This window comes from Flavobacterium sp., from assembly GCF_031411595.1.
In the GTDB taxonomy this organism is placed as follows: Bacteria; Bacteroidota; Bacteroidia; order Flavobacteriales; family Flavobacteriaceae; genus Flavobacterium.
In genome coordinates, this window is sequence record NZ_JANOBI010000046.1 from 14,795 (window position 1) to 40,046 (window position 25,252).

At 37.9% G+C, this 25,252-nt stretch carries 19 protein-coding genes; 5 read left to right on the forward strand and 14 right to left on the reverse strand.

What is annotated here, in order from left to right; translation table 11 throughout:
• Window positions 1-85 precede the first annotated feature (85 nt).
• Window positions 86-2,938: a carbamoyl-phosphate synthase large subunit gene (gene carB / locus RMO03_RS10955; protein WP_309642144.1), complete on the forward strand. Its 2,853-nt coding sequence runs from the start codon at window positions 86-88 to the stop codon at window positions 2,936-2,938.
• A gap of 84 nt (window positions 2,939-3,022) precedes the next feature.
• On the opposite strand, the gene RMO03_RS10960 is transcribed toward carB, so the two are convergent.
• The 5 genes from RMO03_RS10960 to RMO03_RS10980 form a co-directional block, all read right to left on the reverse strand.
• Window positions 3,023-3,472, reverse strand: a complete 450-nt coding sequence (locus tag RMO03_RS10960) for a hypothetical protein (RefSeq protein WP_309642145.1) — start codon at window positions 3,470-3,472, stop codon at window positions 3,023-3,025.
• Window positions 3,473-3,596: 124 nt separating this feature from the next.
• Window positions 3,597-4,889, reverse strand: a complete 1,293-nt coding sequence (locus tag RMO03_RS10965) for a glycosyl hydrolase family 18 protein (protein WP_309642146.1) — start codon at window positions 4,887-4,889, stop codon at window positions 3,597-3,599.
• A 7-nt stretch (window positions 4,890-4,896) separates the two neighbouring features.
• Window positions 4,897-5,397 (reverse strand): T9SS type A sorting domain-containing protein, encoded by a 501-nt coding sequence (locus RMO03_RS10970; protein WP_309642147.1) that lies wholly within the window; start codon window positions 5,395-5,397, stop codon window positions 4,897-4,899.
• 23 nt (window positions 5,398-5,420) lie between these two features.
• The gene (locus RMO03_RS10975) at window positions 5,421-6,305 is read right to left on the reverse strand and encodes a M64 family metallopeptidase (RefSeq protein WP_309642148.1); all 885 of its coding nucleotides are present in this window, start codon (window positions 6,303-6,305) and stop codon (window positions 5,421-5,423) included.
• A 2-nt stretch (window positions 6,306-6,307) separates the two neighbouring features.
• Complete coding sequence (locus RMO03_RS10980) at window positions 6,308-6,718, reverse strand: hypothetical protein (RefSeq protein ID WP_309642149.1); 411 nt, start codon at window positions 6,716-6,718, stop codon at window positions 6,308-6,310.
• 194 nt (window positions 6,719-6,912) lie between these two features.
• Here RMO03_RS10980 and RMO03_RS10985 point away from each other — a divergent pair, with 194 nt between their 5' ends.
• Window positions 6,913-8,979 carry a CotH kinase family protein gene (locus tag RMO03_RS10985; protein WP_309642150.1) on the forward strand — a complete coding sequence of 689 codons (2,067 nt, stop codon included), beginning with the start codon at window positions 6,913-6,915 and terminating at the stop codon, window positions 8,977-8,979.
• Between the two features lie 7 nt (window positions 8,980-8,986).
• The gene (locus RMO03_RS10990) at window positions 8,987-9,952 is read left to right on the forward strand and encodes an ion channel (protein ID WP_309642151.1); all 966 of its coding nucleotides are present in this window, start codon (window positions 8,987-8,989) and stop codon (window positions 9,950-9,952) included.
• A gap of 165 nt (window positions 9,953-10,117) precedes the next feature.
• Here the strand turns inward: RMO03_RS10990 and RMO03_RS10995 are convergent, their stop codons facing one another.
• On the reverse strand, window positions 10,118-10,657 hold the full coding sequence (locus tag RMO03_RS10995; protein ID WP_309642152.1) for a YceI family protein: 540 nt from the start codon (window positions 10,655-10,657) through the stop codon (window positions 10,118-10,120).
• A gap of 10 nt (window positions 10,658-10,667) precedes the next feature.
• Window positions 10,668-11,027: a hypothetical protein gene (locus RMO03_RS11000; protein WP_309642153.1), complete on the reverse strand. Its 360-nt coding sequence runs from the start codon at window positions 11,025-11,027 to the stop codon at window positions 10,668-10,670.
• Between the two features lie 74 nt (window positions 11,028-11,101).
• On the opposite strand from RMO03_RS11000, the gene RMO03_RS11005 reads away from it, so the two are divergent.
• Entirely contained in the window at window positions 11,102-11,491 is a 390-nt protein-coding gene (locus tag RMO03_RS11005) for an OB-fold protein (RefSeq protein ID WP_309642154.1), read from the forward strand.
• Window positions 11,492-11,583: 92 nt separating this feature from the next.
• On the forward strand, window positions 11,584-12,423 hold the full coding sequence (locus tag RMO03_RS11010; protein WP_309642155.1) for a DUF5777 family beta-barrel protein: 840 nt from the start codon (window positions 11,584-11,586) through the stop codon (window positions 12,421-12,423).
• A gap of 146 nt (window positions 12,424-12,569) precedes the next feature.
• Here the strand turns inward: RMO03_RS11010 and RMO03_RS11015 are convergent, their stop codons facing one another.
• The 7 genes from RMO03_RS11015 to rmuC form a co-directional block, all read right to left on the reverse strand.
• Window positions 12,570-14,618 (reverse strand): FG-GAP-like repeat-containing protein, encoded by a 2,049-nt coding sequence (locus RMO03_RS11015; protein WP_309642156.1) that lies wholly within the window; start codon window positions 14,616-14,618, stop codon window positions 12,570-12,572.
• Between the two features lie 39 nt (window positions 14,619-14,657).
• Window positions 14,658-15,791 (reverse strand): hypothetical protein, encoded by a 1,134-nt coding sequence (locus tag RMO03_RS11020; protein WP_309642157.1) that lies wholly within the window; start codon window positions 15,789-15,791, stop codon window positions 14,658-14,660.
• 181 nt (window positions 15,792-15,972) lie between these two features.
• Complete coding sequence (locus RMO03_RS11025) at window positions 15,973-18,417, reverse strand: FG-GAP-like repeat-containing protein (protein WP_309642158.1); 2,445 nt, start codon at window positions 18,415-18,417, stop codon at window positions 15,973-15,975.
• Between the two features lie 42 nt (window positions 18,418-18,459).
• Window positions 18,460-19,629: a hypothetical protein gene (locus tag RMO03_RS11030; RefSeq protein WP_309642159.1), complete on the reverse strand. Its 1,170-nt coding sequence runs from the start codon at window positions 19,627-19,629 to the stop codon at window positions 18,460-18,462.
• A gap of 172 nt (window positions 19,630-19,801) precedes the next feature.
• Window positions 19,802-22,255: an FG-GAP-like repeat-containing protein gene (locus RMO03_RS11035; protein WP_309642160.1), complete on the reverse strand. Its 2,454-nt coding sequence runs from the start codon at window positions 22,253-22,255 to the stop codon at window positions 19,802-19,804.
• Window positions 22,256-22,297: 42 nt separating this feature from the next.
• The gene (locus RMO03_RS11040; protein WP_309642161.1) at window positions 22,298-23,458 is read right to left on the reverse strand and encodes a hypothetical protein; all 1,161 of its coding nucleotides are present in this window, start codon (window positions 23,456-23,458) and stop codon (window positions 22,298-22,300) included.
• A gap of 232 nt (window positions 23,459-23,690) precedes the next feature.
• Window positions 23,691-25,028, reverse strand: coding sequence for a DNA recombination protein RmuC (gene rmuC / locus RMO03_RS11045; protein WP_309642162.1), 1,338 nt, complete (start codon window positions 25,026-25,028; stop codon window positions 23,691-23,693).
• Between the last annotated feature and the right edge of the window lie 224 nt (window positions 25,029-25,252).

The window sequence follows — 25,252 nt, forward strand, 5'->3', positions numbered from 1 at the left end:
GGATACCGCTGCTATCAGGGCTAGGGCACCCAACACACAACAACGATCTTACAGTCTTACAATCTAACAATTCAACTAACTACCAATGCCAAAAGACAACTCCATCAAATCCGTTCTCATCATAGGTTCCGGCCCCATCGTCATCGGGCAAGCCTGCGAATTCGACTATGCCGGTTCACAAGCCGCAAGATCAATCCGTGAAGAAGGCATCGAAGTAATCCTAATCAACTCAAATCCGGCAACCATCATGACCGATCCAACGATGGCGGATCACGTTTACCTATTGCCATTGACGACAAAGTCAATAGTTCAAATACTAAAAGAACATCCACAAATTGATGCTGTGCTACCAACAATGGGCGGACAAACGGCTTTGAACTTATGCCTCGAGGCTGATGAAAAAGGCATCTGGGAAGATTTCAATGTCAAACTCATCGGCGTCGATGTCAATGCGATCAACATTACCGAAGACCGCGAACAATTCAAACAATTGCTCGAAAGAATCGGAGTAGGCGCCGCACCAGCCAAAACCGCAACCTCATTCCTTAAAGGAAAGGAAATCGCCCAAGAATTTGGGTTTCCATTAGTCATTCGCCCTTCATTCACTTTAGGTGGAACCGGTGCCGCTTTCGTACATACCAAAGAAGAATTCGACGAAAAACTAACCTACGGATTGGAAATGTCGCCCATTCACGAGGTCTTAATTGATAAGGCTTTGATTGGTTGGAAAGAATACGAACTCGAATTACTGCGCGATAAAAACGATAACGTAGTCATCATCTGCTCGATAGAAAACATGGATCCAATGGGCATTCACACCGGAGATTCTATAACTGTCGCACCAGCGATGACTTTGTCCGACACAACATTCCAAAAAATGCGCGACATGGCGATTCTGATGATGCGCTCGATTGGGAATTTTGCGGGCGGTTGCAACGTACAATTTGCGGTTTCGCCCGATGATAAAGAAGATATTGTTGCGATAGAAATCAATCCACGTGTTTCACGTTCCTCAGCATTAGCATCAAAAGCAACGGGTTATCCGATTGCGAAAATCGCTTCGAAATTGGCGTTGGGTTACAACCTTGATGAACTCCAAAACCAAATCACAAAATCAACTTCGGCCTTATTCGAACCGACTTTAGATTACGTCATCGTCAAAATTCCACGCTGGAATTTCGACAAATTCGAAGGTTCCGACAGAACATTGGGTTTACAAATGAAATCAGTAGGCGAAGTTATGGGCATCGGCCGCTCGTTTCAAGAAGCCTTACACAAAGCGACACAATCACTCGAAATCAAAAGAAATGGTTTGGGTGCTGACGGAAAAAGCTATAAAAATTACGAGCAAATTATCGAGAAACTAACGTTCGCCAGTTGGGACAGAGTATTTGTAATTTATGATGCCATCCAACTGGGAATTCCATTATCGCGAATCCACGAAATCACCAAAATCGATATGTGGTTTCTCAGACAATACGAAGAATTATACCAAATCGAAAAAGAAATATCCAAATATAAAATCGATTCACTTCCAAAAGAATTATTACTCGAAGCCAAACAAAAAGGCTACGGCGACAGACAAATTGCACACATGTTGGGTTGTCTCGAAAGTCAAGTTTATAAATTGCGGGAAGAACAAAACGTCAAACGTGTATACAAATTGGTTGATACTTGCGCCGCAGAGTTCACCGCAAAAACACCTTATTATTACTCCACTTTCGAAGCCGAAATAGAAACCGCTGACGGTAATCGTTATGTAGATAACGAAAGTATTGTAACTGATAAAAAGAAAGTAGTCGTTTTAGGTTCAGGGCCAAACCGCATCGGACAAGGCATCGAGTTTGATTATTCATGCGTGCATGGCGTATTGGCTGCGAAAGAATGCGGTTACGAAACCATCATGATCAATTGCAATCCCGAAACGGTTTCCACTGATTTTGACACGGCTGATAAATTGTATTTCGAACCTGTTTTCTGGGAACATATTTACGACATCATTCGACACGAAAAACCAGAAGGTGTGATTGTGCAACTCGGTGGGCAAACCGCTTTAAAACTCGCAGAAAAACTCGATCGTTACGGAATCAAAATTCTCGGAACTAGTTTTGACGCTTTAGATTTGGCTGAAGATCGCGGTCGTTTCTCAGAATTGCTGACCGAACTAAAAATTCCATTTCCACAATTTGGAGTCGCAGAAAATGCCGACCAAGCTTCTGCTTTAGCTGATGTTTTAGATTTTCCATTGCTTGTTCGACCTTCCTATGTGCTTGGTGGGCAAGGCATGAAAATCGTCATCAACAAACAAGAACTCGAAGAACATGTTATCGATTTACTCAAAAATATTCCAGGAAATAAATTGCTTTTAGATCATTATCTCGATGGCGCCATTGAAGCCGAAGCCGATGCGATTTGTGATGGAGAAAACGTATACATCATCGGAATCATGGAGCACATCGAACCTTGCGGAATCCATTCCGGCGATTCGAATGCGACTTTGCCACCGTTTAATTTGGGTGAATTTGTGATGCAGCAAATTAAAGATCACACCAAGAAAATTGCTTTGGCGCTAAGAACGGTTGGATTAATCAACATTCAATTTGCGATCAAAGACGATACTGTTTACATCATCGAAGCCAATCCACGTGCTTCGCGAACGGTACCTTTTATTGCCAAAGCGTATGGCGAACCGTATGTGAATTATGCAACGAAAGTGATGTTGGGTGTGAATAAAGTGACTGATTTTGCATTCAATCCACAACTCAAAGGCTACGCGATTAAGCAACCGGTGTTTTCGTTTAGTAAATTTAAGAATGTCAATAAAGCACTTGGCCCCGAAATGAAATCGACCGGTGAAAGCATTTTATTTATTGATGATTTGAAAGACGATCAGTTCTACGAATTATACAGTAGAAGGAAAATGTATTTGAGCAAGTAAAAGCCCATTTGCAATTAATAATTATAGCCACGACTCGAACGAAGTGAACAGGTGAAACAATTCACAATCAAAAGTGAATCGTGGCTATATTTTTGCATTATTCACACCGGTAAAATGGAGATGTTCTTCATCAACGGGAACCATGCATTTCACATCATTCGTACCGATATACCATTCAACGCAATAGCCATTCGGGTCGATTTCATCCTGACCAAGCAATATCTCGAAAGCCTCTTGTATAGATCCAGCATTCTGCGTATAATCTTTAAGATAATAAGTATTGTAATGCCCTTTTTTTATTATGAATGGCTCTAATCCGAGTGCTTCTGTTTCTCCTTTTTCGAGTTCTTCTGCGGCGGCTTTGTAGATAATTTCCCCATGTTCATCAGGTTTTGAAATTCCAAAGAAACGTCTGTTGTCTTTGAGTGGAAACTTGTCATGCAATTGTTGGTGTGCTTCTTCAATGCCTTCAGGAAAATGATTGGCTGTAATGCACATGACTTTGATGTCTTCCGATAAACTAAAATGGTCCATGATTTTATAATTGAGAGTCTCTCAAATTTATAGAAAATCACTCAGGAAATTGTTATACTATTTGGGTTATAATTAGCATTAATATTATTAAATGAAAGATGCCAAATTGGTTTTTACGGTTTTACTATTCCTTAATAAATTTCACAATGTCGTTGTCAATCGATATAAAATACAATCCAGATTTTAGGTTTGTAATGTTGATCGTTGTATTCGAATTGATTTTTCCTTCTTGAATCAATTGCCCTTGAATACTCAAGATTTTATAGAAATCCTGTTTATTTCCTTTTACAAATAATTCATTTGTTGCCGGATTCGGCGCTAGTGTCCATGATATTTTATCGGATGAAAAAGAAACCGAAGCGAGTGGTGCTCCAAAAATAGCTTCGAAATTTTCCGCATATTCATACGAAATCGCATTGCATGTTGCTACTTTATCCCAATTGATTGACCAAGTCATCATGCCACCCAAGTTTGGATATCCAACAACTTGTGACAATGTATAAGTTCCGGGCTTCGGGCCAGTTCCTCTTAAATATTGAATGGCTGATGTGACTGTGTTAGAAGAAGTGAATCCACCGCCGGCAGCATTCGGACAAGCAGGTAATCCTACAACGACTTTATCCGCTGGAAATCCGTCAAAGTTACCACCAGCAGTAGGAAAACCGTGAATCAACGCTTCGGTCATGGCGATAATAAAGTCGGCCGTACCTTGGTTATAAACCACACCATCGATGCCATAGATGCTACCACTGTTGTAAAGTTGCACATGGATATAATCGATATCGTTTCGCAAAGCATCGAGTATCGGAAGATAGCCACCCCATATGCCACCGTAAGCTGACATACCGCCTTGAACGTAAGCTGTTTCTGGAGCAAACGTGAGCATCATGGGTACGTTAAAAGTTGTGAAGTATTGACTTTTTATTTGACTTATTGCGTTGATGAGATTAACACTGGCTCCCGATGTAGGATTTGAAATGGTACCTGTTGCTAAAATAGAATCGCCATGTTCGATATCAATGTCGATGCCGTCAAAATGGTACGTATTTAAAATACCCAGCATCGAATTGATGAACGCATCACGGTTTTGTATTGTATTCAATGAAATACTTGTAGTTGCGCCGCCGATACTCAGCAATACTTTTTTGCCTTGAGCTTGCAAAGCTTGTATTTGTGAAATCAGTGTGGATTGTGAAACTCCATCGGGGCTGAAAAGCATATTCATATCAGAAGGTGAAGTCGGAACAGCAAACGAAACACAAATGATAGTGTACCGCGAATCAATTTGATTTAATGGAATGTAAGGAGCATTACTGTCATTCCAGTTTTGCCAATAGCCTACAAGTACCGGATTTTGGGCTTTCATGCTTATTGACAGCAAACATAAAAAAGCAAGAATGTAGTTTTTAAAATTCATATTCGATTTAATTTTTAATGAATGTTTGGTTGTACGCCACGCCATTAATTTTCACCACAGCAATATAAGTAGCACGCGCTAAATTTTCAATCGCTAGATTTTCTTCAAATTTTCCAGATGCAATTTTTTTCTCAGCATGCTGTTGAATAATTTTTCCATCCAGGTTCACAATGTCGATGGATAAGGTTGCAGGTTCATCTAAATCAAACGCGAAATGAAGCAAATCACTCGTCGGATTCGGATAAATCGTATAAGCTATTTTTGAATTCGTCGCGCTAGTATGAATACCAAGATTCGATTTGTTGATCGTCCAAGTGACGCTGCTGATATGAACCGTTGTATGGTTGTCTACATGAAGCAATGGTGCTTCATCAACAACACTAGCTGTTAGCCAATGTATGCCATCCGTAAGAGAAACTGGATTGAGTTGAAAATTTTCACTATTGGTATCAAAAGCGGTAGCATCTAATTGCCATTTGATGTGCAGCGTATTGGGTATGGGTCTCATTAATTCCGTTAATTGAAAATCAATTAAAGATTCCCAAACACTGACAAGCGAACCGTCACTGGCGTATAACTTACAATCGGATTGACCAGCGAATGAATTTTTTCGATGATACCTTCTTTACAAACACTACAATACGGTAAGTTCAGTTGTTCCATTTTGCAACTGTTTGATGTAGGCTTAAACCATAAATTGGAATTTCCACCACAGCAATAATTTTGTATACCGATGCCGTTCGTACCCACCCAATTTTTCCATTTAATTAATAACGGATCGGATTGTTGTGTCATGTTGATTTTCTCTGCGAAATATTGATCGCCGGCGTAATATTCATCGGCCAAACCTGCAAAAGAATGTCCGATTTCGTGCGCTGCAATTTCATTCGAAGCTGCATTGGCACTAAATACAGCATAAGCACCGCCGCTTCCGCCGTATTCAGGCGAGTTTCCGACAATAAAAACTTGATCGTAGTTAGGGAAATTCGCTGCCAAAACGTTCGTGATTCTGGTCGTATTGGTTACAATAGTCAAACGATGAATGCCGTAGCCGTCGTAGCGTGTTCCGAAATAATTGGTCGGGTTTGAAATTGCTGTAAAGTAACCGGAACAATCGCTCGCAGTGTTGGCATGCTTAACGCCGGATTCCGGTGAAATGACTTTAATAGCGTACACATTAAAATAGTTTTTGTATTGCGACCAAGGCGAAATAGAAAACAAATAATTGGATATATTACTCGCAGTATCCAAAAAAGCATCTTGCTCAGTGTCGGTATAACCATCGCCCATAATCACCAGATTGATGAATTTATTAGGATCACCACTGCTTTGAATCGTAGCAACATCGAATACTTGAGCGTTGATTATTTGCCATCCCAGCATAAAAAAAAGTAGTAAAGTGTATTTCTTTTTCATAGCTATAATTTAAAAGTTTGTAATTCTTTTTTCGGTGTATCTTTTAAAGTTTCCCAGATTCGAACTTTGGTGAATCCTTCTTTTTTTTGCAATCGAATGAAAAATTCGGCGTCATCTAAATCAACTTGCTTTGAAACGTATTGGTTGTTGTCATTGAGGTATTCTACATTTTTAAGTAATGGATGTTCGACGCGCTTCGTTTGAACAAGATTGTCGTTTTCAAATATCTCAAGGGTTAAATAATTTTCTGAGTCGATTGGCCTTTCGATTTCAGGCTTCATTTTTCCATTGCTTTTGGTTGTGGAAATGATTTCTATGGTATTTTGATTGGCTTTTTTTGTCATTTTAAAAACTGCAAAAACAATTTCATCTGTCGGACTTTTGGTGGCAACTTCACTTTCATTGCTTTGCATTTTTGAAGTGCCACAACAACAAAAAAGAAATGTCAGTAAAAGATAGCATTGCTTTCGAAACATCAATGAATATATTAAAAACGTTAGTATCAAATATAGTAATTTTTTATAACTGTATTTTACCATCGAACAGATCGAAAACAGATTCGCTTTTTTAATACTCGAGGAATACTTACATTTGAAAAAAAACTGACATGAAAATCACACTCCCAAATCCGAATTTATTCTGCCGATTGATTGTAATCATAGTGTTGTTTTATTCGATACAAATTCAAGCACAAGCTTTCACAGATAGTAATTTGCCTATTGTTATCATCAATACCGATATCGATTCCAATACAAATCAACCTTTAGAAATTTTGGATGATCCGCGCATTTTGGCATCGATGAAAATTATAAAAAGACCCGACGGAACCAGAAATTATCTTACAGATCAAAATACCGATTTGTATCTGGATTACCAAGGTAGAATTAGCATTGAAATACGCGGCTCCACTTCACAATTTTTATCCAAAAAGCCCTACGGATTTTCTACATTGGAAGCTGATAATACAACCAATGACAACGTTAGCTTGTTAGGAATGCCAAGCGAAAACGACTGGATATTAAACTCGCTGGCTTTTGATCCTTCGTTAATTCGAGATTATATTTCTTATAATTTGTCAAGTAAAATGGGGAATTATGCGTCACGAACGGTTTATTGCGAAGTGGTTATTAATGCTGAATATCGCGGATTGTATCTTTTGCAAGAGAAAATCAAAGCCAATTCGAAACGTGTCAACATTCTAAAAATCACTTCAACAGACAATACAACACCCAATGTTACCGGTGGTTACATCACAAAATCAGACAAAACAACCGGCAATGATCCTGTGGCTTGGGCGATGAGTTCGTACGCCGGACAAACTGATTTTATTCACGATCTACCTAAACCAGAAGAAGTTACCGGACAGCAAGAAGCTTACATTTATACACAATTTGCCAACTTGGAAACGACATCGCACAACAACAACACGAGCATCACGAATGGTTATCCGTCGATTATTGATGTTCCAAGTTTTATTGATTTTATGGTCATCAATGAGCTGGCGTCTAATGTTGATGCGTATCAGTTTAGTACTTATTTTCATAAAGACAGAAACGGAAAATTGCGCGCCGGACCGATTTGGGATTTTAATCTGACTTACGGAAATGATTTGGGCGACCTGCAATTTACTAGAAGTAGAACCGATGTTTGGCAATTCTCTAACGGCGATAATGAAGGTGCCAAATTTTGGACGGATTTGTTTAATAACCCTACTTATAAATGCTATTTGGCTAAAAGATGGAACGCCTTACAGCAAAATAACCAACCTTTAGAATACACCCAATTGGTAGCATTAATCAACAACACGGTCAATCTTATCAGTGAAGCCACGGTTAGAGAAAACGCCAAATGGGGAACGATTCCGAATCATGCGCTCGAAATCAATACTATGAAATTATGGATTGACCAGCGTCTGCATTGGATTTCCACACATTTAGGATCATTTTCGGGATGTAGTTCGGTAGTGGTTCCGGCATTGGTTATCGATAAAATCAATTATCATCCTGATGTTGCAGTGGGTTTTCCTGAGAGCAATGACCTCGAATTTATTGAAATTAAAAATACTCAAAATAGCACCGTCAATCTTACAGGAATATATTTTAAAGAATTAGGAATAACGTATAAATTTCCCAACAACGCTTCGATTTCGGGCAATCAAAGCATTTATTTGGCGAGTAATTCGAGTCAGTTTCAGGCACGATATGGACTTACAGCTTTCGGAGAATTCACAAGAAATTTATCGAATAGTACGCAAAAATTAGTCTTGGCTGATGCTTTCGGAAATACGATTGATGCGGTAGAATATTTCGATGCGGCGCCTTGGCCTGATGCTGATGGCAATGGAAATTACTTGCAATTAATTAGTACAACATTAGATAATAGTTTAGCTTCAAGTTGGATTGCTGCCAATGAAACTACATTGTCGACTTCGGTTTTTTCTACATCAAGTTCGGTTGTTGTTTCACCGAATCCAGTTTCGAATATATTGAATGTTGAAAGTGCCCATCAAATTGATGGTGTTCAAATTTTTGATGTTTTAGGCCATTTAATGTTCCGCTCGAATGAAAAATCAACCAGCCTCAAAATAGATTTTAGTGGTTATTCCAAAGGTATTTACATGCTCAATATTTTTGATGAAACGGGATCAATTACTAAGAAAATAATAAAACAATAATTTCATAATGGATTTGTTAAAAAAAATAAATTCGAAAGCCAAAGCCGATTTGAATACTGGTTTCGGGACGAATGCGAGTAGCTATGGCGGGCGTTTTATCAACAAAGACGGTACGGCTAACATTCGCAAACGCGGCCTTTCTTTTTTAGACCGTGTGAGTTGGTATCATACGATGTTGGCTATGCCTCGTTGGAAATTTCTTGGAATTTTGGTTGGGTTTTACGCTGCTGTCAATTTTCTGTTTGCGTGTATTTATTATGGAATCGGTATTCAATATTTAGATGGTATTGCCACGACTGGCTCGGAATGGGTTAAATTTGGGAAAGCCTATTTCTTTAGTGCGCAGACTTTTACAACAGTAGGTTATGGGCATATTAGTCCCAATGGGTTTCTCACCAGCGCACTCGCCGCCGCCGAAGCACTTATTGGTTTGCTCAGTTTTGCTATTGCTACAGGATTGTTTTTCGGTCGATTTAGCAAGCCTACAGCTTTTCTGAAATTCTCACATAATGCTTTAATTTCACCATATAGAGATGGAGGGAAAGCACTAATGTTTCGAATGACACCATATAAAAACACCAATTTTACCGACGCCGAAGCTAAGGTTACACTCGGAATGATTATCGAGGAAAATGGCATGATGGTCAATAAATTTTATACTTTGGATTTAGAAATGTCGAGGGTCAATGCATTGTCTTTGAGTTGGACATTGGTGCATCCGATTACTGAAAATAGTCCGTTGTATCAATTTACCGAGCAAGATTTCAAATCGATTGATGGCGAAATCTTAGTCTTCGTAAAAACTTTCGATGAGATGTTTAGCACTACAGTTTCTGCTAGTACGTCGTATACTTTTGAGGAATTTGTGTATGGTGCGAAATTCGAAATGATGTATTCCGACAGCGAAGATGACTCGAAAACAATTTTACATTTGGATAAATTGAATTCGTTTTATGCCGTTGACCTAAAATAAAAAAGCCTCCGTTTTGGAAGCTTTTGTTTTAACCGCAAGGTTCGCTAAGATTTTACTTCGTCAGATCGACTTTCAGTCTCGGGTCGCTAGGTTCGCTATGGAAATTTATGTTAGAAAAAAGCTTTGCGTACTTTGCGTATAACTTTGTGCACTTTGCGGTTAATTTTATTTCAAAACAAATTCAGTTTTCACATTGACTTTATTCGAGACTTTACTTTTCACTACTGATGGAATAGCAATATCATAATCGCTTGCATTGACATTGAAAGTTGAAATGATTTCGATACCGGCATCTGTTTTTCTGATTTTGGCCGTAGTCGTTAAATCATTAGTTTTTCCGTGCAATTCTAATTTTCCTTTAATAGTATATTCTTTCGCAGTTGCGGTTAAGGCACTCGCATCAAAATTTTGAATTTTCCCTTTGAATGTCGATTTTGGAAACGCATCGCTATTCATATAATTTTCGTTGAAATGTTCTTCCATCAAAGCAAGTTTAAATTTAAATCCTTTGATTAAAGCCAAACTCGCAATTTCTCCGGTTTTGACATTTAAAACACAAGTGACGCCATCATTCTTAGCTTTCACTTCTTCGAAAGCGGGAACGGAAGCTTCAAAAGTAATTTTTCCGGTTTTGGTGATCGCTTTATCTTGGGCGAAAGTGGCTGTAGTCATTAGTAATACAGCAAGTACAAATAATTTTTTCATAGCGTTGATTTTAATTTTGGAAATTTTGTGCTTGCCATTTCGCAATGATGTCGATTTTGTATTGTGGTAATCGTTGCCCACCATTAGGCATCATGCCTTCAGCACCTTGCGTTCTTGAAATTCGATCAAGTAATGGTCTTGTAAGCACAGCTTGTTTCACTTTTTCGTAATCTGTCAATGGCATTGGAGCTCCATTAATAGGTGGATCTTGATGACAAGCAATGCAATTACTTTGAATAATTGGCCTCACATGTTCTGTGTAGGTTACATTGGCTGGAATGTCGCCTTCGAGGTCATTCGGACTGTTATTTTCACAACTGATGGTCAGGAAGCCTGCAAATGTTAATAATAGCATTAATTTTAAACTCATAGCGGATTTTTTTTTTCAAAAATATATAATTAAAGTTATATATAATTATGTTTGTAATCTAAATTAAAATTGAAATGAAAAAAATTGCATTAATTGTCGTTGTAATCCTTATCATTGCTGCTACGGGGCTGTATTTTTACATGTATCAAGACCATCGTGACATTGCCAATGAAGACGCTAGTTTTTCGCTTACCGTAAAAAGCTTAGAAACTGAGTTTAGTCAAAATGATAGTCTTGCGAACAAAAAATACTTGGATAAGACTATTGAAGTATACGGTAAAATTTCGAGTTTGGATTTGCCCATTAACGCGATTGTACTCGATGAGAAAATGTTTGGCACTTTTCAACAATCTGTTCCTGAAGGATTGACAGCCGGAAAGCAAGTTAAAATGAAAGGAAGGTTTATCGGTTATGATGATCTATTGGGCGAGTTCAAAATGGATCAAGTTACCGTAAGCGAATAAGATGAGTTTTGCTTCATCCGGATTTTGATTTACTTCGTATGTTTATTGGCTGTATATTGCCATTATTTAAATTTAAAAAATACAATTGCTTTATGAAAAAACTATTATTCTTAGTATTTCTATTTCCTTTATTATCCTTTGCACAAGAAGATTTGCTTGCCGGAATGGATAGCGTTCCCAAAAACCAATCGGTTGAATCAGCGTTTAAAGCACTCAAAATTGTCAACATCGAATCGACTAAATTGGCTGCAAAAGGCGATTTTTATTTTATAGTGGCCCACAGATTTGGTTCTGTAAAAGATGGTGGTGAAGGTGCTTTCGGATTAGACAATGCCGTAACACAACTCAAATTTCTTTACGGACTCACAAATTGGTTGACCGTAAGTGCTGCAAGAAGCGAACAAGCGTTTGATTTTTCTGTGAAATACCGACTACAAGAACAATTGAAAGATGGATTTCCTATTGCCATAACAGCCTTTAATAGTGTTGGTTTTAATAATCTTTTAAAAGAAAGCAATTACCCAGAAATGAAATTCAACGATCGTATGATCTATGTTTCCCAACTTTTGATTTCGAGGAAATTCACGAAAAAACTTTCATTAGAAGTGGCGCCTACTTTTTTCCATGAGAATTTCGTAGACAATGATTTACAAGACAATTCGCAATATGCGGTTGGCGTTGGTGGTCGTTATAAATTGACCAATAGATTGTCTGTCAATGTTGATTATGCTGCGCATTTAAACAGAACAAGTACTTCTATTTATAAAGATCCTTTGTCTGTTGGTGTTGATTTAGAAACCGGTGGTCACGTATTTCAAATGCATTTTAGCAGTTCACAAGGCATTCACGAAGCTGGTTTCCTAGGGCATACAACAGGAGATTGGGGCAAAGGCGACATATTCTTTGGATTCAATCTTTTGAGGGTGTTTTAGACTGTAAGATTTTAAGATTGTAAGACTTTGAGATTGTTGGGTCTGAGACATAAAAAAACTCCAATTCAAAATTGGAGTTTTTTTATTGATATATTTTTGGATTTTATCTTATAGTCCTAAAATCTTACAGTCTTAAATCTCATCTATTATTTCTTTAAGATTTTTTGAGTGTAAGCATTGCCTTGAGCGTCTTTCAAAATCAATAAGTAAGTGCCTGTTGTTAATGATTTTACATCAATGGTTTGGTTGATAAAGTTTGGACTTAATATCAATTTACCATTCAAATCATAAATACTAGCGTTGCTTATTACCATTGACGGATTGTATAATTTAACATTGATGACATCATTAACCGGATTTGGATATACCGTGAAAGTATCGTTTTTGCTTTGGTTTACGGCCAATAGCGTAGAACCTTCGACAACAAGTAAACTTTGATCACTTGATGGGTTGAAAATCGTATCAACTGTTCCTGATGGCCATTTAATGACTACTTTATCAATAGCTGTTTCAGTTCCTATTCCGAAATGTGTATTAAGGCTACTCATGTTTTGAAAACCGGTTCCGCTTTCTACGTCTCTGATTTGTTTTCCCCAAGCACCGTAAAGTTCTACTCTTGCGCCGATACCGTTTCTGTTACTTTGAACACCTTGTAGGTTTAGTTTTAACCAGTGATTTGCATTACCGTTATTGAACAATACATTGTTACCGTTTTGAATGTCTAAGAATCCATCGTCATTTAAATCTCCAACAGGTCTGTCAACGGTTGATAAAGGATAGGTGTTTGGGTTAGGAGTGAAGTGGAAAGTTCCATCACCAAACATGATTGTACTTCCAGAATTTAACACATCAAGAAAACCGTCATTATCAAAATCATGGGCCACATATTCTCTACCGGTAGTGGTAATTAAATCATATCCTGAACCTGCAGTTACGCTGGTAAATGTTCCATCGCCGTTGTTTCTTTTTACATTAGTATTTCCATTGGATAATGAATTTACACCTACAATAACATCCATCCAACCATCATTATTAAAATCACCTACAGCTGAAGACCAAGTTTGTTCTGGATCGGCCATATTGGCTGTTGGTGCTATATTGGTATAAGTTCCGTCGCCGTTGTTTTGAAACATTTGATTGATGTTGCCACCAACACCTGAACCACCTTGCCCGCATTTGGATAAGTGCATATCGATTTTACCATCATTATTGAAATCACTCCACAATGAAGCGTAATTTCCACCGCTTGCAAAATCGCCAATACCACCTTGAATGTGATTCAGATTAGTACCATCATTCATGTATCGTCTGTTGGGTGCGTTATCATCACAAGCAAAAGCATCTAATTTCCCGTCATTATCAATATCAACAAAGTTGGTGCGTTGTACTAAATACGATTGTGTTTTTCTGTCCGTTGTATAAGCGGTTCCTGTAGCGTTGGCTTTCAAAAACGTTACGCCACTTCCTGAACCATAAATCAAGTCATTGTAACCGTTGTTGTCATAATCTCCGGCAGCGATACTCCATGTAGGTTGAACCACAGTATTGGTAAGTGCGAAAGTTGTTGAAGTAAATGTACCACCTGGTTGTTGGTATGTGATTACTAATTGTGTATTGCTTACAGCGGATACAATGTCGTCTTTATAATCACCATTCATATCTACAATACAGTTGTTGTTTCCTCCTGCAATACCCACAACTGGTGTTGAAGTAAACGACAATCGATCTTCTGCTGGCGGTGGTGCTACGAATAAAGTAAAATCAAAAGCCGCAGAACTGTATCTGTTGTCGAACGCAATGGTGTATACAGTTCCGGTTGTAATTGGAAAAGTAAGGAATGAAGAGTTAGTCCCGTTATAATCATCATTTGATCCAACGCAAACTAAATTGGTACAATCTCCAGAGTATACAATGACGCGAGTGTCAGCATTATTGTTTTGTGGTAACAATGTTGAAATTGTAACCGTGTTGTTTTCTGTTGCTGTGAAGGTATACCATTTCCCTTTAGTGGCTGGTACATTATTCTGATTGGTTAAACCACAAAGCTGCGTAGGTATAGCTCCGGTTTCGTTTGTGAACGCTGGAGCCGTAGTTGTTGAACCAAGCGCAACGGTCAATGCACTGTCGCAGTGTTCTTGTGCCATAGCCAATGTGAAGCTAAAAATGGCAACGATAAGAGGTAATGTTTTTTTCATTAGAATTTGAGTTAATTTTTTTTGAAATTCAGTTTTTATTTAATCGCAAGTTTGGGTTAATGACGAGATCCACTCTTCTAAAAGGGTTACGCCTTCATCATGCACTATTGTTCTGCCGAGCAATGGCATTCTTTCACTTTCATCATTAGAACTTAATCTGTAATGAACGATCGATTTATCGAAATTCCCCGGATTGATTAGTTTTTGTAAACTTGGACCTAATGTTTCAGCAGCGGTAACGCAAATGCCTATATTCGTTGGGTTTGAAGTTTCGCTAAAAGCAAATCGCAATGCACGATAATCACAACGAGCATGATCTTGATGGCAATGCGCACAATTGATATCGACATAAGAACGCAACCTCAAGTCTAAAGGTTTTGTGGTGTCATGATAATCAACAGTAGAAACTATATTAGCAGGATAGCTGGCTAAATAACCTTGTTGCAAAAGATTTAACAACTGGTTTTTATTTCCTCTAGGATACGCATAATCGATATTTAAGTTTTGAGGTTTTACGCCAATAGGTGTTGCTACTTCGTTTAATTTATGGCAAGCAAAACATTCTCCGTCGGAAGGAATTCTATAATCGGTCGTAATGATTTCGTTATTGGGTTTTTTAAAAGTAATCGTTTGACTGCTTCCATTGGCAAAATCGGGACCGGATACTAAATCCGCTTCTGTTTGGGCTTCATTCCATATGTACTCATAAAATTTCCAACCATCGGCTTTACGAATCATTATCCGTGTTTCGATGATTTTAGTAGTGTTTTCAGGTTGAATCGTGTTGTAATAAAAAGATTTAATTAATACAGTTCCAACTGGAAATTCAAGTGTTTTGTTGTCTGCAACATAGGTTGCTTTTACACCTTCTGGCATCCAGATAAATCTTTTTTTCAAAGCATAATCCGTAAAAAGCGAACTTGCAGGAGCATACGGAATCACTTTATAACCAGGCGTTAGGTTTTTAAGTGGTCCGATAAAGAAATGATAGTCCGACAATTTAGGTAACGGAACTTGGGTGAAATCAAACCTAACAGGCCCGTATATCGGATTGGTTGTTCTGTTAGATTCTTTTGTAATATCTACATATTCCCCTTCATCACTTGTAGAGCAAGAATGGAAAATGAATGCTGTTGCAGCTAGAAATAAAACTGAAAGGTAAAGTTTTTTCATATGATTTTTAAAATGCAAACCAAAAGTAATAAAAATTATGTAATGGTATGCATTTAATATCAAACTAATAATTAACAATGTAATTGTATAAAGATAAAGCATCGATTTTGACATTAATTTAAATAATCGTCAAACCGATGCTATACCAATAAAAAAAATAATTGCTTATATTATTTCAGCATTATTCTTTAATGAATTTTTGTGAAAATCCTTTACCATTCTCGTTTTTCAACAATAAAAGATAAGTGCCACTTTGTAGTGACTCAATGTTAATTCTTGTAGAAGTTAATGGCGTTTCCATAATTAATCTTCCGCTTAAATCAAATACTTGCGCTGATTTTAATTTTTCAGTTGAATTTGAATTTAAACTGATATTCAAAAATTGTTTGCTAGGATTTGGATAAATACTAAACACAGCACTTGTATTGCCATTTATTGCTAAAGTAGAACCTTCAGTGACTCTAAACGCTTCGTCGATGGTTGGATTTTCGTAAGTATCTACGATACCCGATGGCCATTTTACAACCAATTGTGTTATTTCAGTGGCTTGACCAAGTCCAAAATGAGCATTTAAAGAACTCATATATTTAAATCCTTCACCACTTCTGATGTCTCTGATTTGTTTTCCGAAGGCACCATAAATTTCAACTCGCGCACCAATACCGTTACTGTTACTTTGAATTCCTTGTAAAGAAACGGTTAACCAATGATTTCCGTTTGGATTGGCATAACGAACAGTGCTTCCGTTTAAGATGTCAAGAAATCCGTCATTGTTTAAATCTCCGATAGCACCTACACTAATGGCAGGATAAAGTGTTGGTACAAAAATCATATCGCCTTGATTGAACATGATTTTGTTTCCGCCACCCAATACATCAACACGACCGTCATTGTCAAAATCATAAGCTACGTTATCAATATTGGTTGCTGAATTGGTATCCCAACCAGAGCCAGCAGTAATTTCTGTAAAAGCTTCTTCGGTATTGTTAGAGGTATCTAAATTATTTTTGAAAAAATGGTGTGCGCTACCGCTAGAAGTAATGATGACATCCATATCGCCATCATTATCAAAATCTGCAACGGCTGATGACCATGTTTGAATAGGTGTAATATTAATATGAGCCTGTGCTGAGATATCAGTATACACTCCATTACCATCATTTCTGTGCAATTCGCAAGGTGGACCTGAACATTTAGAAATGAATACATCAGTATCGCCATCGTTGTCAAAATCAGAAAATAAAGTAGAATAATTTCCGCCTACAGCACCCAAATTCATAGATCCTGCAGTAACAGTTGATTGGTAATAGGTTAGATTGCCTTCGCTATCATTTAAATAATAGGCATTAGGCGCCACATCATGACAAGAGAAAAGATCTAAATTCCCATCATTATTTAAATCAGCAAAATTGGTTCTTTGACAGAAAATATATTGTCCTGGTGTGTAACTAGTGTATGCAGTACCGGTGTTATCTGATTTCCATAATGAAAGTCCACTACCGCTTCCTAAAATCAAATCATTATAACCGTCTCTGTTATAATCTCCGGCGGCTATACTCCAAGTAGGTAAAAAACTAGTACCTGGTACGGTATAATTTGAGATGCTGAAAGTTCCGCCTGCTTCTTGATAATGTATTTTTAAATTATTAGTACTTACACCAACAATATCGTCGATGTTGTCATTATTCATATCAACTACACATAAATTGTAAGTGTTGTTGATGGTTGAGATGGTTTGCGATGTATAACTTACAGGAATAACAATTGGTGTTTCCGTTAAACTAAAATCGAAACCGTCGGCGCTATTTTTATTATCCCAAACGATATAATAAGTGGCTCCGGCTGTAACACTAAAAGTTTTTTTAGATAGAAGCGAATCGGTGTTTCCGGAATCACAAGCAATTTCACCTGAATTATCATCACCAACAAGACAGTTTAATGATGACGACCCGGAACAAACACCTGAGTATACGTTAAAATTAGTGTCTTTACAGATATTCACCGCCAAATCTGAACTTACGGTAACAACATAATCTTGTGTCGGTGTATAAGAATACCATTTGGCTAATGTAGCATTAGTACAAGGCGACAGGATATTATCTTCGTCTATTGCAGCTACTGTTGTTACTCCGGCAGTAATTGGTGTAGCTGAAGAACAAGGCGTTGGTAAAAAAACATTTTCTGACAATTGAAAAGTAAATCCTAAAGAAGTCCATCGGTTATCAAACGCGATATAATAAGTGGTTCCGGCCATAACATCAAACGTTGCTGTTGAAGAATTTCCAGCACCGCCATCATCATCCCCTGCATGACAAACTAAACTGCCGCAAACTCCAGTGTATACATGAAAACGCGTGTCTCTTAATGGGTTGTTTACTGATAAATCGGTGGTAACCGTTACAGAATGATTTTCTGTAGGGGTATATACATACCATTCGCCGGCTGGTGGGCGAGTCGCTGGTACTTCACCGAAAAGTGCGCAAATTGGCGATGGTACTTGCGTTCCGTTGATGGCATCAACGACATAAAAGCCTGCAGTAATTGGTACTGCAGTAGCGCAAGTGTCTTGGGCTTTTGTGTACTGTATAAAAAACAGCAACACAAGAATGAGAGTAATTTTTTTCATAAGTAATTAAATTGGTTGGTTATAGTTGTTATTAAATTAATTTTAAGGACAATCTTGCAATGAGTTAATCCATTGTTCTATTAATGCAACGCCTTCATCATGAATGATGGTTCTTCCGTGAAGCGGCATTCTATAGGTTTCGTCGGTAGTATTCAACCTGTAATACATCATTGATCTTTCTATACTACCCGGTTTTACTATGGTGCTTAAATCTACTGGAAAGTCTTGCATGTCTTGTGTGTCAACACATACGCCCATATTGGTTCTTCCAACACCGTTCGGAAGACCGGTTTCAGCAAAGGCAAATCGCATCGGTCTGTAATCGCAATGTCTATTATCTTGATGGCAATGCGCGCAGTTAGCATCAACGTAAGAACGCGCTCTTAATTCGATGGGTTTTGATGTATCGCTATAATTTACAGTTGTATTGTTCTCAGATGGGAAACTGAAATTGTTCTCCAAATAACCTTGTTGAATCCACATCGTTAATTGGTTTCTGGTGCTTGTTCCGTAATTATAATTGAAGTTTAAATTTTGTGGTTTAATGCCAATTGGAATGTATTTCGTTACTTCAACTCCATCAACAACTTCTTTCTTTTTATGGCAAACAAAACACTGAACATCCGACGGAATTCTATAATTGGTACTTTTGATGACATCGTTTTGATCTTTCCAAGTAATCGGAGTAAAACTTCCTTCCAAGCTATAATAAGCTTCTGTTTGTTCGTCATTCCATACATAATCGGCGAATATCCAACCCGACGCTTTTCGAATCATTAAACGTGTTTCGATAATGCGGGTAGTATTGGAAGGCTGGACATTAATATAATAAAAGGTTTTAATTAAAACAGCGCCAACAGGCAACTCTAATACTTTTGTATCGCCATTGAAAGTCGCTTTTGTTCCTTTTGGCATCCAAACGAATCGTTTCTTGTGCGCATAATCTGTAAATAAGGAACTTGCAGGTTCAAACGATAACACTTTATAACCTGGAGTTTGGTTTTTAAGCGGCCCGATAAAAAAGTGATAGTCCGATAATTTAGGCAACGGAACTTGGCTGAAATCAAAACTTACAGGTGCGTATATAGGATTGCTTGTTCTGTTAGATTCTTTAGTAATATCAACATATTCTCCTTCATCACTCGTAGAACAAGAATGAAAAATAAAGGCTGTTGTAACCATCAATAAAACTAAAAAGTAAAGTTTTTTCATATCATTTTTAAAAATGCAAACTCAAAAGTAATGAAAAATGTTTAACAGGATGCATTTAATCTTAAACTAATGATTAACAATGTGGTTAATAAAAATAAAGCATCGATTCAGACATTTATAATTGTCAAATCGATGCTCTATTAATTTAGAATAACGTTACCTAATTCCCAAATTATTCTTTGATGAATTTTTCTGTAAATCCTTTTCCGTCTTTGTTTCTAAGTACTAAAAGATACGTGCCTGTTTGAAGTGATTCTATGTTTATTGTCATAGAAGTTAATTGTCTTTCTGAAATTAATCGTCCACTTAAATCAAATATTTGTGCTGATTTGAAAGTTTCTGAAGTATTTGATTTCAAATTGATATTTAAAGAATGTTTAGTCGGGTTTGGATAAATACTAAACGCTGCATTGGCATTTTCATTAACACTCAAAGTCGAACCTTCAGTTATTCTAAGTCCTTCGTTGATTGTAGGGTTTTCAATCGTGTCTACAATACCTGATGGCCATCTAACGATTAAAGTATCTATTGCAGTTGCTTGTCCAAGTCCGAAGTGTGTGTTCAATGAACTCATGTATGCAAAACCTTCACCACTTCTTACATCTCTGATTTGTGTCCCGAAACTACCGTGAATTTCAACTCTGGCACCGATTCCGTTGCTATTACTTTGAGTTCCCTGCAATCTTACTTTGAACCAATTGTTTCCATTTGGAACCGCATAACGAATCGTGCTTCCATTTTGGATATCCAAAAATCCGTCTTCGTTGAGGTCACCAATTGCGCCAATTGCCATAGCAGGATAAACAGTCGGCGCAAAAATCATATTGCCTTGGTTGAAAAATATTCTGCTTCCGCTGCCCAGGATGTCAACAAGCCCGTCATTATCAAAATCATAAGCTACATAATCCCTGTTGGTCAAATTATCTAAATTTAAGCCCGAACCTGCAGTGACATCTGTAAATGGTTCTTCAGTAGTGTTCGTTGTATCTAAATTGTTTCTGAAAAGAATATTTTTAACGCCTCCGTTTGAACCTACCATGATATCCATGTCGCCATCATTGTCGAAATCCGCTACTGCTGATGACCAAGATTGGACTGGCTGGCGATTGATTCCGGCGATTGCTGAAATGTCTGTGAAATGGTCTCCGTCATTTCTGTGCAATTCACATGGAGGCCCGGAACATTTTGACATGAACATGTCCCTGTCGCCGTCATTGTCATAATCTATCCAGATGGAAGCGTAATTTCCACCCGTAACTGTAAGTCCTAAATTATAGGCCCCACCTACACCTGATTGGTAATGTGTCCAATTGCCCAAACCGTCATTCAGATAATATCTGCTCGGATTGTTATCGTCGCATACAAAAGCATCAAGATTACCATCATTATTGACGTCGATAAAATTCGTTCTCTGGCAAAGATAACTGGTATTGGTAGTTTTGCTGATGTATGTAGTGCCAGTGCTGTTCGATTCCCAGAAACTAGGACCACCTCCCGCACCGAAAAGCAGATCATTATAACCATCTCTATTATAATCCCCAGCAGCTATACTCCATGAAGGCAGCGTAGTACCCGTACCCGTGACTGCGAAAGTAGAAATTGAAAAAGTACCTCCTGGTTGTTGGAAGTGTATTTTTAAATTTCCGCTGCTCACTCCTACAATATCATCTATACCATCACCGTTCATGTCTACAACGCAATTGTTATAATTGCTGTTGATGGTTGAAATTGTTTGTGTAGTATAATTCACAGGAATAATAATTGGTGTTTCGGTCAATGTAAAATCAAAACCGTCTGCGCTGTGTTTATTATCCCAAACGATATAATAAGTTCCTCCGGCGGAAACGCTGAAACTCTTTGTAGATAGCAGTGAATCCGTATTTCCCGAATTACATGCAATGACCCCTGAATCGTCGTCGCTGATAAGGCAGTTTAACACTGAAGATCCAGTGCATGTTCCTGAGTATACGTTGAAATTAGTGTCTTTACAGATGTTCTGTGCCAAATCTGAACTTACCGTAACCACATAATTCTGATTCGGAGAATAGACGTACCATTTGGCCATAGTAGCATTTGAACAAGTCGAAACAATGTTTTCTTCATCTATGGACGTAACTGTTGTTGTGCCGGCTACCACAGCGGTCGCAGACGAACAAGGCGTCGGAACAAAGACATTTTCTATAACAGCAAAACTAAACCCCGCAGAAGTCCATCGGTTATCGAATGCAATATAGTAAGATGTTCCTGCAAGAACATCAAAGGTGGCCATTGAAGAGTTTCCAGCACCGCTGTCATCGTCACCTTCGTAGCAAACCAGATTGTCGCAAGTGCCACGGTATACATGAAAACGGGTGTCTATCAGCGTTACGTTGGCCGGTAAATCTGTAGTCACAGTTACGCTATGGTTTTCAGTAGGGGTATAGATGTACCATTCGCCTGCTGGAGGTCGTGTTACAGGAACAGCACCGTATTGGGTGTCGCATAACGGAGTAGGCACCTGACTACCGTTAATGGCTGTAATGGCGTAAGTGCCGGCTGTAATCGGAACGGCAGTTGCGCAGGTGTCCTGAGCGTTTGTGTACTGCACAAAAAACAGCAACACAAGAATGAGAGTAATTTTTTTCATAAGTAATTAAATTGGTTTGTTATAGTTGTTAATAAATTAATTTTAAGGACAATCTTGCAATGAATTAATCCATGCGCCCATCAAAGCCACGCCTTCTTCATGGATGATCGTTCTTCCGTGAAGCGGCATCCTGTATGATTCATCGGTGGTGTTTATTCTGTAATAAAGCATCGAGCGATCGGTGCTTCCGGGATTTACAATCGTGGCCAAATCTACAGGAAAACCCTGCATGTCTGATGTGTTGACACATACGCCCATATTGGTTTTTCCAAGACTGCCGGCAATCCCGGTTTCGGCAAATGCAAATCGCATAGGTCGGTAATCGCAATGCCTATTGTCCTGGTGGCAGTGCGCACAGTTGATGTCTACATAAGACCGCGCTCTCAATTCGAGTGATTTAGAAGTATCTCTATAGTCGACGGCTGTGTTTTCTGCGGAAGGCAAACTGAAATTGTTTTGCAGATATCCCTGCTGAATCCACATGGTCAATTGGTTTTTGGTCGTGTTGCCGTAATTGTAATTGAAGTTTAGATTTTGGGGTTTGATACCGATAGGTATATAAGTGGTCACTTCAACATTATTGACTAATTCTTTTCTTTTATGGCAGACTACACACTGCGCTTCCGATGGAATCCGGTAATTGGTTCCTTTAACCACGTTGTTTTCATCAGTCCAGGATATCGGTGTATAGCTTCCGTCCATATTGAAGTAGGCTTCCGTCTGCTCGTCGTTCCATACGTATTCTGCGAAAATCCAACCCGAAGCTTTTCGGATCATTAATCGGGTTTCAATAATGCGGGTTGTATTGGAAGGCAGCACATGGTCATAATAAAAACTTTTGATGATAACTGCACCCATAGGTAATTCTAATACTTTGCCGTCGCCGTTGTATGTTGCTTTCGTGCCTTTAGGCATCCAGACAAATCTTTTTTTGTGGGCATAATCTGAAAATAAAGCACTCGCAGGTTCGAACGGAATTACCTTATAACCAGGTTTTAAATTTTTGAGCGGTCCAACAAAGAAATGGTAATCAGATAATTTCGGAAAAGGTGTCTGACCGAGATCAAATACTACAGGAGCTTCTACGGAAGTACTTTGTCGGTTAGAAACATCTACATAGTCTTCTTCTTCGCTCATTGTACAGGAAATGACGAGTAATGTCAGGCAAAAAACGCTAAGAATGAAAAAGTAAAATTGTTTCATAAATTTAAAAAAAGAGAATCAAAAATAATCAAAATATAAAATACAAGAACAACTATATAGTTAAATTATTGATTCATTGTGGATTCGGCAATAATTAAACTCGGTTCGCTATAATTCGTGATATGACAATTACAACCCATCAGTAAATCATAGATACTTATTTAGTAAGAAAACTCAAAACAGAAACACCCTACTTTTTTTAAAGAAATTTCTTTCCGTTTGATGAAGTAACTTAAGGCACAAGTTCCGATTCATCCGATTCGGCTCTTTTTAAAACAGTTTCCGGTAATGATTTTTTGGCTTTGGCGCCCATTTTTTTAAGATTTTCCACACGGTTAATTAAGTTTCCGGAACCGTCAACCAACTTATTCATAGCGTCAGAATAACCGGATTTGGCATCGTCTAATTTTTTTCCAACACCCACCAAGTCATTCCATAATCCGTGAAATTTATCATACAAAGCACCCGCTTGTCGCGCAATTTCCATAGCGTTTTCTTGCTGTTTCTGGTTCGCCCACATGCTGTCAATCGTGCGTAAAGTCGCTAAAAGTAAAGTTGGCGTTACGATGACAATATTCTTTGAAAAGGCCTTTTCATACAAACTTTTATCCTCATTCGTTGCTATTGCAAAAGCGGATTCAATCGGAATAAAAAGCAACACAAAATCAGGGCTCTCTATTTCATAAATGTCTTGGTAATTCTTATTGCTGAGTTGGTCAACATGGCGATTCACAGCAAGCACATGTTCTTTTAAATGTTGCAATTTCAATTCTTCGTTTTCCTCATTAACGTAGCGTTCGTAGGCAGTCAAGGTGACTTTCGAATCGATAATCATTTTCTTTCCGTCAGGCAAATTAATGACAACATCTGGAAAAATTCGGTTGCCTTCTTCGGTTACAAAACTTTGTTGCACAAAATATTCCCGGTCTTTTTCTAATCCTGATTTTTCTAACACTTTTTCTAAAATCAATTCGCCCCAATTGCCTTGCATTTTACTGTCGCCTTTGAGCGCTTTGGTCAGATTGATGGTTTCCTTGCTCATCTGTTCGTTCATTTCACGCAATCCTAAAATTTGCTGACGCAAGGCTGCATGATAATCGATGCTTTCTTTGTGTGTGTCTTCTACTTTTTTCTCAAACAATTGAATTTTATCCTGCAAAGGCGACAAGATATTCTTCATATTTTCCTTATTCTGCTCAGTAAATTTGTTGGTTTTTTCGTCCAGAATTTTGTTGGCGAGGTTTTCAAATTCTTTGGTGAATTTCTCTTGCAATTTTTCTACTTCTTGCTTTTGTTCGAGGTTGCGTTCCCATAAATTTTCAAAATCGACTTCCTTTTTAGAAAGCTGTATCGCCAAACTGTCTTTTTCAGTGCGGATGGTTTCTTTCTCTTCTTGGGTTTTTCGAAGTTGTTCTCGCAAGCCTTCAAATTGCGAATTCAATCCAATGAGTTTTTCTTCAAGACCAATTTTTTCTGATTTTGATTGCGCGGCAAATAATAGTTTTCCGATATAAATTCCAATGGCTAAGGCAATGCTGAAGGTTAGAATCGTGATAAGAGTGGCGTTCATTTTAAATTAAATTTATAGCAAGTAAATGTAAACAATAATTGCAAATGCTTTAACGGTCGATTAAAATTTATGCCGTTAAAAAAACTATTTCGATTATCTTTGATTTTCTTAAAAAAGGTAAAAAATGAAATCAAGATTCCTAGGTTTGCGAACCACCATTTATAAAGTGTCAGACCTAGAAAAAGCCAAACTATGGTACAATGCCATTTTTGAAACCACGCCTT